Genomic DNA, 15,054 nt, shown 5'->3' on the forward strand with positions numbered 1-15,054 from the left:
TTCGAGCCTCGGTTCTGGCGTCGCTCGACCACGCTTACGCGCTATTTCTTGAGAAATTTATCCGGCTGCACCACCACCGTCATTTCCCGCTCTTTCGGGCTGACGAAATTGGCGAGGGCGAAGATCGTTCCGTAGATGATACCGCCGATCACCGCGACGACCGACAGGAAGCGGAACAAGGTAGGCATTTCGGCGAATCTCGGCGGCCTGGAACGCGCATGCGCGGGTCCCGGACGATGACCATGTTCGTCCGTGGGAGGCAAGAGACTCTGGCAGGCGTAGCGATCGCAGTAGTATAGCTGGCCGTTCCGGGCCCGAGCCCATACCGAGCCGCAGCCCGCCGCAGAACCATGAGCGCCGCCACAATGTCCGAGACCGCACCGACGGCCGTTGCCGCCAGGTCCCAGCAGGAAGCCGAGATTGTCGCGGCGCTGGGCGAGCGCCCGGTGGTGCTCGTCGGCATGATGGGCGCCGGCAAGTCGACGGTCGGCCGCCGCCTGGCGCTGCGGCTGGGTCTGCCGTTCCTCGACGCCGACACCGAGATCGAGAATGCGGCGGCGATGACCATCCCGGAAATCTTCGAGACCCATGGTGAGCCGCATTTCCGCGACGGCGAGGCCCGGGTGATCGCCCGGCTGCTCGACGGCGGCGCCAAGGTGCTGGCGACCGGCGGCGGCGCCTTCATGCGCGAGGAGACCCGCGGTCGCATCCGCGACAAAGCGGTGTCGATGTGGCTCGAAGCCGATGCCGACGTGATCCTGCGCCGGGTCAAGCGCCGCGCCGACCGCCCCCTGCTGAAGACGCCCGATCCGGCCGGCACTATCGCCCGGCTGATCGAAGAGCGTTATCCGGTGTATCGCGCCGCCGACATCACCATCGCGTCGCGCGACGTGCCGCACGAGAAGATCGTCGACGAATGCGTCGCCGCGCTGCACGACTATCTGTGCGGCGCCTCTGCCCCAACCCTGAGCGAGACTCCATGACCGCGCCGTTGAACCATTCCGCCCCGATCACCGTCGAGGTCGCACTCGGCGACCGCGCCTATGACATCGTGATCGGCCGCGACGTGCTGGGCTCGCTCGGCGAGCGGATCGCCAAGCTGCGCCCCGGCGCCCGCACCGCGATCGTCACCGATCACACCGTGGCGCGGAGCTGGCTGAAGCCGGCCGAGGCCGTGCTCGACGCCGCCGGCATCGCCCACACCAGCATCGTGGTCGGCGAGGGCGAAAGCTCCAAGACCTATGCGGGGCTGCAGCAGGTCAGCGAGGCGCTGATCGCCGCCAGGATCGAGCGCAACGATCTGGTGATCGCGCTCGGCGGCGGCGTGGTCGGCGATCTCGCCGGCTTCGCGGCGTCGATCCTGCGCCGCGGCGTCGACTTCGTGCAGGTGCCGACCTCGCTGCTGGCGCAGGTCGACTCGTCGGTCGGCGGCAAGACCGGCATCAACTCGCCGCAAGGCAAGAACCTGCTCGGCGCGTTTCATCAGCCCGTCCTGGTGATCGCCGACACTGCGGTGCTCGACACGCTGTCGCCGCGGCAGTTCCGCGCCGGCTATGCCGAAGTCGCCAAATACGGCGCGCTCGGCGACGAGGCGTTCTTCGCCTGGCTCGAGGCCAACCATGCCGACATCTTCGGCGGCGGCGCGGCGCGCGAACATGCCATCGCCACCTCGTGCCGCGCCAAGGCGGGAATCGTGTCGCGCGACGAGCGCGAGAACGGCGAGCGCGCGCTGCTCAATCTCGGCCACACCTTCGGCCACGCGCTGGAAGCCGCGACCGGCTTCTCCGACCGGCTGTTCCACGGCGAGGGCGTCGCGATCGGCATGGTGCTGGCGGCGCAGTTCTCGGCGGCGCGCGGCATGATGCCGGAAGCCGACGCGATCCGCCTGCAGACGCATCTCGCCGAGGTCGGCCTGCCGACCCGGCTGCAGGACATCGCCGGCTTCAAGCAGGAAGGCCTTGCGGACGCCGACGCGCTGATGACGCTGATGACCCAGGACAAGAAGGTCAAGCGCGGCAAGCTCACCTTCATCCTGATGGAAGGCATCGGCCGCGCGGTGATCGCCAATGACGTCGACCCGACCCCGGTGCGAGACTTCCTGCACGGCAAGCTCGCAGAGGCGTAAAGGTCGGCGGCGCGGACCGGTTGCGCGCCCGAACCCAAGAGCACGATGAGCCCGATCCTGTCCAACGTCCTGATCGCAGTTCTGCTGCTGATCGCCAACGCGTTCTATGTCGCGGCCGAGTTCGCGCTGGTGCGCAGCCGCGGCTTCCGCATCAAGGCGATGGCGGAGAAACGACAGTTCGGCGCGCGCCTGCTGCAGCAGATCCTGGAGAACGTCGAAGCCTATCTGGCCTGCTGTCAGCTCGGCATCACCATGGCGTCGCTCGGCCTCGGCTGGGTCGGCGAGCCGACCGTCGCGGCGCTGCTGGCGCCGCTGCTGGAGCCGCTCGGCATTTCGGAGTCGGCCCAGCACCTGATCGCGTTTATCGGCGGCTTCCTGTTCTTCTCGTCGCTGCACATCGTGATCGGCGAGCAGGTGCCGAAGACGCTGGCGATCCGCCAGCCCGAGCCGGTGTCGCAGTGGATCGCCTACCCGCTGCACGTCTCCTACATCCTGCTGTACCCGCTGAACTGGCTGCTGAACCAGGCCTCGCGCGGCATCCTGCGGCTGCTCGGCGTCGAGGAGAATTCCGAGCACGAGATTTTGACCGACGTCGAGATCGAGGGGCTGGTCGGCCAATCCGCCGAGCACGGCAAGATCGAGAGCGGCGAGGCCGAGTACATCCAGAACGTGTTCAAGTTCGGCGAACTGGTCGTATCGGACGTGATGGTCCATCGCACCTCGATGGTGACCATCAATGCCGATCTGCCGACCGAGCAGCTGGTCAAGGAAGTGCTGGCGACCGAATACACCCGCGTGCCGCTGTGGCGCGACAAGTCCGAAAATATCGTCGGCGTGCTGCACGCCAAGGATCTGCTGCGCGCGCTGCGCGAGGCGGATGGTGACGCCTCCAAGATCGATATCGGCAAGATCGCGCTGTCGCCGTGGTTCGTGCCGGAATTGCGGCTGGTGTCCGAACAGCTCAAGGCGTTCCGCGCCCGCAAGACTCACTTCGCGCTGGTGGTCGATGAATACGGCGAAGTCGAAGGCATGGTGACGCTCGAGGACATCCTCGAGGAGATCGTCGGCGATATTTCGGACGAGCACGACGTCGTGGTCGCCGGTGTTCGCGCCCAGGCCGACGGCTCGGTGGTGGTCGACGGCTCGGTGCCGATCCGCGATCTCAATCGTGCGATGGATTGGGAGTTACCGGACGATGAAGCCACCACGATCGCCGGCCTGGTGATTCACGAGGCGCGCTCGATTCCGGTGCGTGGCCAGAGCTTCACCTTCCACGGCTTCCGCTTTCGCGTCCTGCGCCGCGAGCGTAACCGCATCACAGCATTGCGAATCGTGCCGGTCGAACGTGAAACCAAGGCCGACGCCGCGGACAAGAAAAAGAACAAGCGGCCGCGCGTCGGTCAGGTGAGCTGACGCGCGCTGACGGCGGCCTGAAAAGCTCTCGTCCTCGGCGCGCCGAAAACTAAGCCTCGCCCGGCGCCTTGGCCTTGATGGCGAGTGCGTGCACGCCGGCTTTGAGTTCCGCGGCGAGCAGCTCGTTGACCATGCGGTGACGGTCGATCCGGCTCTTGCCGGCGAACGCGCCCGACACAATATTCACACGGAAATGAGACTCACTCCGGCCCGAATGGCCGGCATGACCTTCATGCAGGTTCGATTCGTCGATGACGTCGAGGCTTTCCGGCGCGAAAGCTTCGCGCAACTTCTGTGTGAGAGTATCCTTGACGCTCATGGTTCGGCCGTCGCTGGTTTGTCGCTGCGCTTCAGCCATCAACCCGGGGCTCGCTGATAATGTCAAGACTTGAAGCGCAACGCGGAGCGTAGTCAAAGTCCCCCATGCCCATCGACTCGTCCAAGTTCTTCGACAAGATCCGCATCAAGCCGGCCAAGGCCGCGGCGGCACGTGAAGCCGCGCGCGAACAGGTGGTGATGTGTGACGCCCCGGGCTGCACCAATCGCGGCGCGCATCGTGCCCCGAAAGGACGCGGGCTCGAGAAGGATTACTGGCACTTCTGCCTCAATCATGTGCGCGAGTACAATCAGGGCTATAATTTCTTCGAGGGCATGAATGCCGACGCCGTGGCGCGCTATCAGAAGGACGCGCTGACCGGCCATCGCCCGACCTGGAAGATGGGCCAGAACGGCGCCAAGAGCCGTGTCCGCAGCCCCGAGGATATCGAAGGCGCCGCCGACCCGTTCAACGTGTTCGGCGAGATCAACGGTCGCAGCCGCTGGCGCCGCGGGCCCGATCCGGCGGAGCAGACCAAGTCCGAGCCGCGCAAGGTGTTCAACGCCGAGCGCAAGGCGCTGCAGGTGATGGGCCTCGACTCCGACGCTACGCTCGACGTCGTCAAGGCGAAGTACAAGGCCCTGGTCAAGCAGCACCACCCCGACGCCAATGGCGGCGACCGCTCGACCGAAGACCGCCTGATCGAGATCATCAAGGCCTATAACTATCTGAAGACGGTCGTCCGGAGCTGATCCGGGCTGTCATCGTCGCATCGCCCTCATCCTGAGGAGCCCGGCAAGCCGCCGCGACGGCCCGTCATCTCGATTTTCCGCTCGCAGTGACGCGGCGTCGCCAGATCAGCCAGCCCGCCGCGAGCAGCAGGGCGGCGACGCCGGCGACCACCGGCAGCCAGTGGTGCAGCCGGCCGTGGGATTGCTCCAGCGCCGTCGCGGCGAGCACGCCGGGCAGCACATGCGCCGGCGCCCAGAGCAGGATCGCCGGGATATTGATGGCGAAGAACCGGGGCGGCGGCATCTGCAGGGCGCCGGCTGTAACCGGCACAAAGGCGCGGATCGGCGGCACGAACCGCGCGAAGAACACCGCCCAGCCACCGAACCTTTGGAAGAACGCTTCGGCGCGCGCGACCAGCTCCGGATGGCGCGACATCGGCCAGGCCGAGAGGATCTGCCGCTGCTCACGATGGCCGATCAGATAGGCCGCCCCGTCGCCGAGCGCGGCGCCGGCCGCGGCCGAAGCCAGCACGCCGACCAGATCGAGCTCGCCGCCCGGGATCAGGGCGCTGAGCGCCAGAATGATGGTCGAGCCGGGCACCAGTGAGCCGAGCACCGGCACGGCTTCCAGCAGGGCCGCCATGAACAGCACCAGATAGGCGGCGCCGCGATGCGCCGACGCGAAGGCGATCAGGGAATCGAGGAAGGCATCCAACGAGAGCGCTCCGCGGGCGGGATGGCGAATGGGACGGGCAGTCTATGCGACTGCACCTTAGGAAAGTTTGCAAGCGTTCGACACCCGCAGCCAAACCGGCGATCCGCTCACCCGGTTTCGCAAGGCAGCCTTTCAAAATCCCACGCTACCGCCTATCTCAATGATAGATCGACGGAACTTTGATCATGCAGCGGGCTTCTGCCTTTCGCGGCTCTCTGCTAGGTTTGAATCCGCACTCAACCGCATCCACCACCAGAGATCGGGTTTCGGGCGCGTCCGGGACCACGGAGGATTGATGACCGCCGCCACGACCACAGCTCAGGAGACCACCGGCCTGCCAGACATGAAGGTGTCGGTTCGCCAGGTCTTCGGCATCGACAGCGACCTTGAAGTTCCGGCTTTCTCCGAAGTCGACCCGCATGTGCCGGACGCCGATCCGGATTACCGCTTCGATCGCGCCACCACGCTCGCCATTCTGGCCGGCTTCGCCCGCAATCGCCGCGTCATGGTCACCGGCTTCCACGGCACCGGAAAGTCGACCCATATCGAGCAGGTCGCCGCCCGCCTGAACTGGCCCTGCGTCCGCGTCAATCTCGACAGCCACATCAGCCGTATCGACCTCGTCGGCAAGGACTCGATCGTGGTCCGCGACGGCAAGCAGGTCACCGAATTCCGTGACGGCATTCTGCCCTGGGCTCTGCAGCACAACGTCGCGCTGGTGTTCGACGAATACGACGCCGGTCGCCCCGACGTGATGTTCGTGATCCAGCGCGTGCTGGAAGTCTCCGGCCGGCTGACGCTGCTCGATCAGAACAAGGTGATCAAGCCGCACCCGGCGTTCCGGCTGTTCGCGACCGCCAACACCATCGGCCTCGGCGACACCTCGGGCCTGTATCACGGCACGCAGCAGATCAACCAGGGCCAGATGGACCGCTGGTCGATCGTCACGACGCTGAACTACCTGCCGCACGACGAGGAAGTCGAGATCGTGCTGGCCAAGGCCAAGCACTATCGCAATGCCGAGGGCCGCGACATCGTCAACAAGATGGTCCGCCTCGCCGACCTGACGCGCAACGCCTTCGCCAACGGCGATCTGTCGACCGTGATGAGCCCGCGCACGGTGATCACCTGGTCGGAGAACGCCGAGATCTTCGGCGATATCGGCTTCGCGTTCCGCGTCACCTTCCTCAACAAATGCGACGAGCTGGAGCGCCCGCTGGTGGCCGAATTCTATCAGCGCTGCTTCAATGCCGAGCTGCCGGAAAGCTCGGTCAACGTGGCGATGAGCTGAGCTCGTGACCCTCTCCCCTCGTGGGAGAGGGTGCCTTCGCGCAGCGAAGGCGGGTGAGGGGCATGCCCCTCACTGAAAAAGGCCCCCTCATCCGGCACGGACTATGTCCGCGCCACCTTCTCCCACAAGGGGAGAAGGAAACGAGGTTTAAGCTTGCGATGACGACCAACACCAAACTCCGCACCGGATCGAAGGAAGCGCCGACCGAACCGTTCAAGCGAGCGGTGACGTCGTGCCTTCGGGCGATCGCCAAAGCCCCGGAGCTGGAAGTCACCTTCGCGGCCGAGCGCCCGGGCCTCGCGCCCGGCAAGGCGCGGCTGCCGGAGCCGGCGCGCAAGATGAGCAAGCGCGACGCCGCGATCGTGCGCGGCCATGCCGACTCGATCGCGCTCAAGCTCGCCTGTCACGATCCCAAGGTTCATCGCAAGCTGATGCCCGGCAATCCGCAGGCACGCGGCGTGTTCGAGGCGGTCGAGCAGGCCCGCGTCGAGGCGCTGGGATCGCGGCGGATGGCCGGCGTCGCCAAGAATCTCACCGCGATGCTCGACGATCACTTCCACCGCGGCAAATTCGACGAGATCACCGACCGCGCCGACGCGCCGCTGTCGGACGCGCTGGCGATGCTGGTGCGCGAGCGGCTCACCGGCCTCGCGCCGCCCGCCGCGGCGAAGAAGCTGGTCGATCTGTGGCGGCCGGTGCTGGAAGACAAGATCGGGCCGCGGCTCGATCAGCTCGAGCGTTTCGCCGAGGACCAGGCGAAGTTCGGCGATGCCATCCACGATCTGCTCGACGTGCTCGAGCTCGGCGACGAGCGCGACACCGAGTCGGACGAGGAGGAGAACCAGGACGACAAGCAGGAAGGCGAGAACGATCAGTCCGGCGCCGAGGGCGAGCCGCAGGGCGAAGCCGCGCAGGAAATGACCGCCGAGCAGGCCGAGACCTCGACCGACGAGATGAGCGACAGCGCGATGGAAAGCGCGCAGGCCTCGGCGTCGGACACCTTCGACGATTCCGAGATGGGCGAGGACGACACGCCCGGCGAGGCGACGCGGCCCAACAACCGCGGCGCCAACGAGCCGCGCGGGCCGGAGTATCACGCCTACGCGCCGAAATTCGACGAAGTCGTCGCCGCCGAGGACCTCTGCGACCACGACGAGCTGGAGCGGCTGCGCAGCTATTTGGACAAGCAGCTCGCGCATCTGCAGGGCATCGTCGCCCGCCTCGCCAACCGGCTGCAGCGCCGCCTGATGGCGCAGCAGAACCGCGCCTGGGACTTCGACCTCGAGGAAGGCATTCTCGATCCGGCGCGGCTGTCGCGCGTGGTCACCGACCCGTTCCATCCGCTGTCGTTCATGAACGAGAAGGAAGCGACCTTCCGCGACACCGTGGTGACGCTGCTGCTCGACAATTCCGGCTCGATGCGCGGCCGCCCGATCACCGTGGCGGCGACCTGCGCGGACATTCTGGCACGGACGCTGGAGCGATGCGGCGTCAAGGTCGAGATCCTCGGCTTCACGACGCGCGCCTGGAAGGGCGGGCAGTCGCGCGAGGCGTGGCTCGCGGCCGGCAAGCCAAACAATCCGGGCCGGCTCAACGACCTGCGCCACATCATCTACAAGTCCGCCGACGCGCCGTGGCGGCGTGCACGCAAGAATCTCGGACTGATGATGCGCGAGGGGCTGCTCAAGGAGAACATCGACGGCGAGGCGCTGGACTGGGCGCACAAGCGCCTGCTCGGTCGTCCCGAGCAGCGCAAGATCCTGATGATGATCTCGGACGGTGCGCCGGTCGACGACTCGACGCTGTCGGTCAATCCCGGCAACTACCTCGAGCGGCATCTGCGCCACATCATCGAGGAGATCGAAACGCGGTCGCCGGTCGAGCTGATCGCCATCGGCATCGGCCACGACGTGACGCGTTACTATCGCCGCGCCGTGACCATCGTCGACGCCGAAGAACTCGGCGGCGCGATTACCGAGAAGCTCGCCGAGCTGTTCAGCGAAACCGCGGTCCCTCCGCCCGGCCCCGGCAAGCCGCGCCGCCGGCTGCATTCGTGAGCCGCTGAAAGCAGATGAGCGACGCGATTGCTCCGCCGGCTGATGTGGGGGAGCGATGCACCGACCCCGCGCTCGGCGCGCTCCCTCCCCAGCAAGGGGGAGGGGGGACGACACGCCGGGGATTTATCGCTGGAAGTTTCGCGCTCGGCGGTTTGGCGGCGGCGCCGTTTTTCTCCCAGCGTCCCGCCCTGGCGCAGTCCCTCAAGGATGAACTCGACGCCCATGCGGTGCCTGCGGCCGAACGCATTCAGGTGCGGGCGCGGCCGATCGACTCGTTCGATCTGCGGGACCGCGCCGTCCGCCGCTTCGGCGCACTGCAGTTTCGCAGCGGGCTTGTTCTCACCTCGTCGTTTCGTGGCTTCGGCGGGCTGTCGGCGCTGAGGCTCGATCCGAAAGGCGAACGCTTCGTCGCCATCAGCGACCGCGGCACGTGGTTCACCGGGCGGATCGTGTACGACGGCGCGGCAATGAGCGGCCTCGCCGATGTCGAAGCGGCACCGATCCTCGGCGCCGACGGCCAGCCGCTGACCAAGCGCAAATGGTACGACAGCGAATCCCTCACGTTCGACGGCAGCACCGCTTACGTCGGGTATGAGCGCATCAACCAGATCGTGAAGCTCGATTTCGGGCACGACGGCGTCCGGGCACGAGGCCAGCCGATCATCGTGCCGCCGGGACTGCGCAAGCTGCCGAACAACAAGGGAATCGAGTCGCTGGTCGCCGTGCCGAAGGGCCTGCCGCTCGCCGGCACGCTGATCGCGATATCGGAGCGCGGCCTCGACGCCGACCGCAACATCGTCGGCTTCCTGATCGGCGGCAAGACGCCCGGCGCCTTTGCGATCCGCCGCACCGAGGATTTCGATATCAGCGACGCCGCGCTGCTGCCGCCCGGCGATCTGTTGATCCTGGAGCGCAAATTCTCCTGGCTGGCCGGCGTGCATATCCGCATCCGGCGGATTCCGCTCGCATCGCTCGTGCCGGGAACCGTCGTCGACGGCCCGGCGCTGTTCAACGCCGATCTCGGCCAGGAGATCGACAACATGGAAGGCATCGATGTGCACCGTGACGCGTCCGGCGAGACGGTGCTGACGCTGGTGTCGGACGATAACTTCTCGATGCTGCAGCGAACGCTGCTGCTGCAGTTCACGCTGATCGAGGACTGAGTCCGCGGCTCTCCGCGATCAGAACATCGCCCGCGCCGGACTGCCGCGCTCGCTGTCCAGCTCGTCCGCTCCCGCCGCCTTTTGGCCTGCCTCGGTCTCTGGTGTCGACGTCAGCGCGAGCCGGATCATCCGCGCCAGATCGATCCGCCGGTACGGCTTCGACAACAGCAGGATGCCGGTATCAATCCGGTCGTTGTGAATCAGCGCGTTCTCCGAATAGCCGGAGGTGAACAGCACTCTCAGGCCCGGCCGGCGCTTGGTCATCTCGGCGGCAAGCTGAACGCCGTTATACGGCCCCGGCATCACCACGTCGGTAAACAGCAGATCGAACTTGGCATCGCTGTCACAGATCGACAGCGCCGCGGTGGCGTTGCCGACCGACAGTGCGGTGTAGCCGAGGCTCTTGAGCTGCGCGTTGACGTAGCTGCGCACCATGGCGTCGTCCTCGACCACCAGGATGGTCTCGGTGCCGCCGATCGCACCGCCTTCGGATGCCGCCGGCGTTTCGCGTTCGGCCTCCGCGGTGGCGCGCGGCAGATACAGCCGGAACGTCGTGCCCAGGCCTTCCTCGCTGTACAACGTGATATGTCCGCCGGACTGCTTGATGAAGCCGTACACCATGCTGAGTCCGAGCCCGGTGCCCTTGCCGACTTCCTTGGTGGTGAAGAACGGATCGAACACCTTGCCGCGGATCGCCTCGGGGATGCCGCAGCCGGAATCGGTGATGGCGATCATCACATAGGCGCCGACGTCGACATTGCCGAGCCGCTTGGCAAACTCCTGGTCGACGATGATGTTGCAGGTTTCGAGCGTCAGCTTGCCGCCGTTCGGCATCGCGTCGCGGGCATTGACCGCCAGATTGACCAGTGCGGATTCGAGCTGGCCGCGATCGACATAGATCGGCCAGACGTCGCTCGCCAGCACGGTCTCGACTTCGATCTGTTCGCCGAGGGTCGGCCGCAGCAGGCTCTGCAGCCCCGCCACCAGGCCGTTGACGTCGGTCTCGTCCGGTCGCAGCGGCTGCTTGCGGGCGAAGGCGAGCAACAGACGCGTCAGCTCGGCGCCGCGATCGGCCGCCTCGCTGATCAGCCTGGCGATGGCAGCAAGATGTGGCTGGTCGGCGACGCCGTCGCTGATGATGTCGATCGTTCCGGTGATCACCGTCAGCATGTTGTTGAAGTCGTGCGCGATGCCGCCGGTGAGCTGGCCGATCGACTCCATCTTCTGCGACTGCCGCAGCTGCTCCTCGAACGCGATCTTCTCGGTGAGATCGCGCAGGAACGCGTTGATGACGAAGCTGCCGTCGCGATACAGCGCCGTCATCGCCACTTCGATCGGGATCGGCGTGCCGTCGTGCCGGATCGCTTCGATCTCGACGCGGAAGCCGGCGTTCTCGCGGCCGAGCGTCGTGGCGAACTGCGTGAATTCCTCGGTCCGCTGTTCGAGCTGATCGGGCGGGATGATCAGCTGGAAGACGTTGCGGCCGATCGCCTCGGTGCGCTTCCAACCGAACATCAGCTCGGCATGCGGGCTCCATTCGGTGATCGTCGCGAGCGCGTCGACCTGAACGAAGGCGTCGAGAGCGGTGTCGACGATCGCGCGCGCCATCTGCTCGCTGCGGCGCAACGCCTCCTCGGCTTTCGTCTTCTGGGTGATGTCGTGATACACCATCACGGCACCCTGGATGTCTCCGCTCTCGCTGATCAGCGGTCGGCCATTCGCGATCAGATAGTATCTGCGACTGGAGCCGATCGGCTGCACGACGAATTCGAAATTGACGATCTGCTCGCCTTGATAAGCGCGCAGCAGCGGCGATTGCGCCGGCAGCAGCGGCCTTCCGTCCGGATAGAAGCGGTCGAACGAGCGGGTGGTGTTATTCAGCCCGACCCCCGACAGCGTGCCGAACATCTCGCGCGCCGCCGGATTGGTGAGGATCACGATGCCGCGCGCGTCGGCCACCAGCACCGGGTCCACCATGTTGTCGATGGTGTTCTGCAGCACGCCTGCGAGACGACTGCGTTCTTCCACCTCCTCCGTAAAGGCGATGGCGCGTCGTTTCGACTCGCTGGTCATTTGCTCGAACGCATCGGCCAGCAGCTTGATCTCGTATCCGCCGCCGGGCGCGAGCTCGAACTTCTCGCCGCGGGCGAAGGCCTGCACCGAGTGCGTGATCCGGACCAGAGGCCGGGTGAGCGAACGCGCCAGCGGCACCGCGATCAGCATCGCCACCAGGATGGCGACCGCGCCGCCCGCCAGGGTCGAATTACGGACCGCCGCCTGCACGGATCCCAACGACGCGTAGTCGCGCATCTCCACGACGCCGATCAACGGACCATCGGCCAGTCGCACCCATCCGATTCCGAGGCCGAAGGAGCGGCCCTCGGCACTCTCGATCACCGACGGAGTCGCCTCCTTGTCGTTGAGCAATTCGGCAAACGTCGGGAAATCGTCCTGGATGCGGTGGCGCTGGCCCAGATCAAAGCCGAATTCCTGCGATCGATCCGGATGCACCAGATAGTCGCCGGCCTCGTTGATCACATAGACGGTGTCGCCGGAATCAACGCTGTTGCGCACCCGGTCGAACAGCGCGTTGAGGTTGGTATTGATGACCAGCAGCCCGAGCCGCGTGCCATCGGCGGCGTCGATCGGCGCCATCGTCCGCACCGTCGGCGTGTAGGGAACCTCGATGCCCGTCAGGTTCCTGTTCAGCTCGACCTGGGAGATCGCCACCTCTCCCCGCCGCAGAGCCATCCCTTCCTTGAAGTACGCCCTGTCGCCCCGCCTCGTCAGCTCCGCGGGCGGCACCACCCGGATCGCGCCGTTGGGCCCCAGGCGATCGACCCGGACCAGCTCGAGCCCGCCATCCTGTACACCGATAATCCGAAGGATTGCGCAATTCGGCTTGGCGGCCAGCTCCGAGGCGAAACGATCCTCGATCCGCTGGCGCCAGCTCTGGGCGTTCGGGCCGCCCGCTTCGGGACGCCTCGCGAGCAGATCCTGCAACGCCGACGAGGCTTGCGCGCTCTTGGCGTCCGCCAGCGTGCCGCGCAGCTGCGCGTCCATCAGCAGCGCATTGAGCTGGGCGTGGGTCTGCAGACGCGCGACCGTGCGCGGAATGAGCAGTTGGACGATGCCACGATAATTGAGGAAGCCGAGAACCGCTGTGGTCACGATGACCAGCGCCACCATCGCCAGGATCAGGCGTGTCGAAAGCTTCATCGCGCGGCCTCTGCGACGCGGCTGCACCGCCGTCGTCCCATCTCCAGGCTCAGCCAGGACGGTGGGGCTCTATCCAATCCGACGAGCGGACAATCTTGACAGCTTGTGCGTGTGTCGCCCGAACCCGTCACCTCGGTATACTACGGGATTCGACCAATGACGGGTGGATGTCATTAACGGACCGTGCCGGCGCCGCGGCCCTGCGGTCCGGCATCCGGACACAGCCGCAGCTCCAAAAGGCTGATCAGCGCGCAAACGAAAAGGCCGGGTTTTTCAACCCGGCCGTCCAAACTCAGGATCGCCGATAGCAGATCGCCGCTAAAAGCGGATCAGCTCGCAGCCGCGACCGGCGCAGCGGCCTTCTTCTTGGCGATCGCGCGCTTCAGCTCCACGGCCTTCGGCGACAGCTCGGCGTCGGTGGCCTTGAGCAGGAAGGCGTCCAGACCACCGCGGTGGTCGACGCTCTTCAGCGCATTGGTCGACACCCGCAGCCGCACCGGGCGGCCGAGCGCGTCGGACAGGAAAGTGACGTTGACCAGATTGGGCAGAAAGCGCCGCTTGGTCTTGATGTTCGAGTGGCTGACCTTGTGGCCGGTCTGGGCACCCTTGGCGGTCAGTTCGCAGCGCCGGGACATGGCGAAAATCCTTTGTCATCCCCGCCGGCCCACTGGCAGGCGCGGGGGTTCTATCGACGTCCATTTCAGGAGCCGGGGACCTATAGGCGGGCTCGCGTCCAGCGTCAAGCTGCAGCCGCCGCCGCCGCGGTATTTTGACCGGCAGCGGGACCCCGCCGCCATCGGCATGCATTGATTTGCCGCGCCGGATCAACGATCTACCATCATATAAACGACGCATTCGATTCCGAAACGATGGATTGCACCGATCGTGGTTTTTGGGGTCGGTTGAACGGCGTGCCACGGCCGCCAGGCAGGACGACCTGAGTGAACATTTCCGCCCGCAATTGCTTCCGCCGACAGACCAGCGCTTCGCCGCGGCTGCAGGTCGCCCTCGCCGGGTTTATCGCGGTGGCTTCAGCGTCGGTCGGATTGTCTGCCCCGGCGGCCGCTCAGGGCAAGCTCGACGCCCGCTATGAGGCCTCGCTGGCCGGCATCGAAGTCGGCAAGGGCGCCTGGGTGATCGAAATCGCCGACGACCAGTATGCGGCCGCCGCCAGCGGCGCCACGTCGGGCGTGATGCAGGCATTCTCCAGCGGCCACGGCAGCGGCGAGGCACAGGGGCGCATCGTCGGCGGCCAGTTCGTGCCGATGAACTACATGGCGTCCACCACCAGCGCCAAGAAGACCGAGACGATCCGGATCACGCTGGCCAACGGCAACATCAAGGACTCCTCGATCGAGCCCGAACCGCCGGCGGATGCCGACCGCATCCCGGTAACCGACGCGCATCGCCGCGGCGTGCTCGATCCGATGACCGCCTCGTTCCTGCGGGTGTCCGGCGTCGGCGATCCGATGTCGCCCGATGCCTGCCGGGTGTCGACGCCGATCTTCGACGGCCGGATGCGCTACGATCTTCGCCTCGAGTACAAGCGCACCGAGATGGTGAGGGCCGAGAAGGGCTATCAGGGGCCGGCGCTGGTCTGCGGCATCTATTTCACACCGGTGTCCGGCTACATTCCGGACCGCGCAGCGATCAAATATCTGACCGGGCTGCGCACCATGGAAGTCTGGCTGGCGCCGATCGCAGGCACGCGGGTGCTGGCGCCGTTCCGGCTGAAGATCCCGACGCCGGTCGGCAATGCCGTGCTGCAGGCGACCCAGTTCATCACCACCGCCACGCCGCCGAAATCGGCCTCGCGGGCTCAATAACACCCCTGCCCGACGAGCGCCCGAACGCCTCCCGCAGTCCGAGTCGAATCCAGTTGACTCGCCGGGGAATCGTCGAACGCATGGCCGAGCGGAATAAGGCGCATTTTCGAGCGTTGATCTTCGCCCCCGTCCCTGATCTGGTGAGGAAGATCTTAGGCGACGCAAGATGTTGCGATTGGGGGCGCATCGAATCCATCG

Annotated in this window: 13 protein-coding genes; 8 read left to right on the top strand and 5 right to left on the bottom strand. The window is 66.2% G+C overall.

What is annotated here, in order from left to right; translation table 11 throughout:
* Nucleotides 1–41: 41 nt before the first annotated feature.
* Nucleotides 42–188 carry a hypothetical protein gene (locus ACFFJ6_RS07755; RefSeq protein WP_054160844.1) on the bottom strand — a complete coding sequence of 49 codons (147 nt, stop codon included), beginning with the start codon at nucleotides 186–188 and terminating at the stop codon, nucleotides 42–44.
* 177 nt (nucleotides 189–365) lie between these two features.
* Between ACFFJ6_RS07755 and ACFFJ6_RS07760 the strand changes: the two genes are divergently transcribed.
* From ACFFJ6_RS07760 to ACFFJ6_RS07770, 3 genes are read left to right on the top strand one after another with little or no spacing between them, the layout of a single operon-like run.
* Nucleotides 366–983: a shikimate kinase gene (locus tag ACFFJ6_RS07760; RefSeq protein ID WP_378386160.1), complete on the top strand. Its 618-nt coding sequence runs from the start codon at nucleotides 366–368 to the stop codon at nucleotides 981–983.
* Nucleotides 980–2,125 carry a 3-dehydroquinate synthase gene (gene aroB, locus ACFFJ6_RS07765; RefSeq protein ID WP_378386162.1) on the top strand — a complete coding sequence of 382 codons (1,146 nt, stop codon included), beginning with the start codon at nucleotides 980–982 and terminating at the stop codon, nucleotides 2,123–2,125. Before ACFFJ6_RS07760 ends, aroB begins: the two co-directional genes overlap by 4 nt.
* A 45-nt stretch (nucleotides 2,126–2,170) precedes the next feature.
* The gene (locus ACFFJ6_RS07770; protein WP_378386164.1) at nucleotides 2,171–3,538 is read left to right on the top strand and encodes an HlyC/CorC family transporter; all 1,368 of its coding nucleotides are present in this window, start codon (nucleotides 2,171–2,173) and stop codon (nucleotides 3,536–3,538) included.
* A gap of 49 nt (nucleotides 3,539–3,587) precedes the next feature.
* Here ACFFJ6_RS07770 and ACFFJ6_RS07775 read toward each other — a convergent pair whose 3' ends face one another.
* Nucleotides 3,588–3,857 carry a BolA family protein gene (locus ACFFJ6_RS07775; RefSeq protein WP_254983466.1) on the bottom strand — a complete coding sequence of 90 codons (270 nt, stop codon included), beginning with the start codon at nucleotides 3,855–3,857 and terminating at the stop codon, nucleotides 3,588–3,590.
* A gap of 104 nt (nucleotides 3,858–3,961) precedes the next feature.
* Here ACFFJ6_RS07775 and ACFFJ6_RS07780 point away from each other — a divergent pair, with 104 nt between their 5' ends.
* Nucleotides 3,962–4,606 carry a J domain-containing protein gene (locus ACFFJ6_RS07780; protein ID WP_378386166.1) on the top strand — a complete coding sequence of 215 codons (645 nt, stop codon included), beginning with the start codon at nucleotides 3,962–3,964 and terminating at the stop codon, nucleotides 4,604–4,606.
* A 64-nt stretch (nucleotides 4,607–4,670) separates the two neighbouring features.
* On the opposite strand, the gene ACFFJ6_RS07785 is transcribed toward ACFFJ6_RS07780, so the two are convergent.
* Nucleotides 4,671–5,300: a DedA family protein gene (locus ACFFJ6_RS07785; protein ID WP_378386168.1), complete on the bottom strand. Its 630-nt coding sequence runs from the start codon at nucleotides 5,298–5,300 to the stop codon at nucleotides 4,671–4,673.
* A 295-nt stretch (nucleotides 5,301–5,595) separates the two neighbouring features.
* Here ACFFJ6_RS07785 and cobS point away from each other — a divergent pair, with 295 nt between their 5' ends.
* The 3 genes from cobS to ACFFJ6_RS07800 all read left to right on the top strand — a co-directional run bounded on the left by cobS (nucleotide 5,596) and on the right by ACFFJ6_RS07800 (nucleotide 9,811).
* A complete protein-coding gene (gene cobS / locus ACFFJ6_RS07790) occupies nucleotides 5,596–6,591 on the top strand; it encodes a cobaltochelatase subunit CobS (protein WP_054160839.1) in 996 nt (331 codons plus the stop codon).
* Between the two features lie 158 nt (nucleotides 6,592–6,749).
* Nucleotides 6,750–8,648 carry a cobaltochelatase subunit CobT gene (gene cobT / locus ACFFJ6_RS07795; protein WP_378386171.1) on the top strand — a complete coding sequence of 633 codons (1,899 nt, stop codon included), beginning with the start codon at nucleotides 6,750–6,752 and terminating at the stop codon, nucleotides 8,646–8,648.
* A 125-nt stretch (nucleotides 8,649–8,773) separates the two neighbouring features.
* The gene (locus ACFFJ6_RS07800; RefSeq protein ID WP_378387030.1) at nucleotides 8,774–9,811 is read left to right on the top strand and encodes an esterase-like activity of phytase family protein; all 1,038 of its coding nucleotides are present in this window, start codon (nucleotides 8,774–8,776) and stop codon (nucleotides 9,809–9,811) included.
* 18 nt (nucleotides 9,812–9,829) lie between these two features.
* On the opposite strand, the gene ACFFJ6_RS07805 is transcribed toward ACFFJ6_RS07800, so the two are convergent.
* Both ACFFJ6_RS07805 and rpmB read right to left on the bottom strand, forming a co-directional pair.
* A complete protein-coding gene (locus ACFFJ6_RS07805; RefSeq protein WP_378386173.1) occupies nucleotides 9,830–13,030 on the bottom strand; it encodes a PAS domain S-box protein in 3,201 nt (1,066 codons plus the stop codon).
* A 329-nt stretch (nucleotides 13,031–13,359) separates the two neighbouring features.
* Nucleotides 13,360–13,665 carry a 50S ribosomal protein L28 gene (gene rpmB, locus ACFFJ6_RS07810; protein ID WP_378386175.1) on the bottom strand — a complete coding sequence of 102 codons (306 nt, stop codon included), beginning with the start codon at nucleotides 13,663–13,665 and terminating at the stop codon, nucleotides 13,360–13,362.
* 306 nt (nucleotides 13,666–13,971) lie between these two features.
* Here rpmB and ACFFJ6_RS07815 point away from each other — a divergent pair, with 306 nt between their 5' ends.
* Nucleotides 13,972–14,856 carry a DUF3108 domain-containing protein gene (locus tag ACFFJ6_RS07815; RefSeq protein WP_378386177.1) on the top strand — a complete coding sequence of 295 codons (885 nt, stop codon included), beginning with the start codon at nucleotides 13,972–13,974 and terminating at the stop codon, nucleotides 14,854–14,856.
* The last annotated feature ends 198 nt before the right edge of the window (nucleotides 14,857–15,054 follow it).

It is taken from the genome of Rhodopseudomonas telluris, from assembly GCF_042432815.1.
GTDB classification, from domain to species: domain Bacteria; phylum Pseudomonadota; class Alphaproteobacteria; order Rhizobiales; family Xanthobacteraceae; genus Rhodopseudomonas; species Rhodopseudomonas telluris.

What these genes read in the sequence shown, in the direction of transcription:
- ACFFJ6_RS07755 (WP_054160844.1), bottom strand. Translation starts at nt 188, where the DNA reads ATGCCTACCTTGTTCCGCTTCCTGTCGGTCGTCGCGGTGATCGGCGGT.
- ACFFJ6_RS07760 (WP_378386160.1), top strand. Translation starts at nt 366, where the DNA reads ATGTCCGAGACCGCACCGACGGCCGTTGCCGCCAGGTCCCAGCAGGAA.
- aroB (WP_378386162.1), top strand. Translation starts at nt 980, where the DNA reads ATGACCGCGCCGTTGAACCATTCCGCCCCGATCACCGTCGAGGTCGCA.
- ACFFJ6_RS07770 (WP_378386164.1), top strand. Translation starts at nt 2,171, where the DNA reads ATGAGCCCGATCCTGTCCAACGTCCTGATCGCAGTTCTGCTGCTGATC.
- ACFFJ6_RS07775 (WP_254983466.1), bottom strand. Translation starts at nt 3,857, where the DNA reads ATGAGCGTCAAGGATACTCTCACACAGAAGTTGCGCGAAGCTTTCGCG.
- ACFFJ6_RS07780 (WP_378386166.1), top strand. Translation starts at nt 3,962, where the DNA reads ATGCCCATCGACTCGTCCAAGTTCTTCGACAAGATCCGCATCAAGCCG.
- cobS (WP_054160839.1), top strand. Translation starts at nt 5,596, where the DNA reads ATGACCGCCGCCACGACCACAGCTCAGGAGACCACCGGCCTGCCAGAC.
- cobT (WP_378386171.1), top strand. Translation starts at nt 6,750, where the DNA reads ATGACGACCAACACCAAACTCCGCACCGGATCGAAGGAAGCGCCGACC.
- ACFFJ6_RS07805 (WP_378386173.1), bottom strand. Translation starts at nt 13,030, where the DNA reads ATGAAGCTTTCGACACGCCTGATCCTGGCGATGGTGGCGCTGGTCATC.
- rpmB (WP_378386175.1), bottom strand. Translation starts at nt 13,665, where the DNA reads ATGTCCCGGCGCTGCGAACTGACCGCCAAGGGTGCCCAGACCGGCCAC.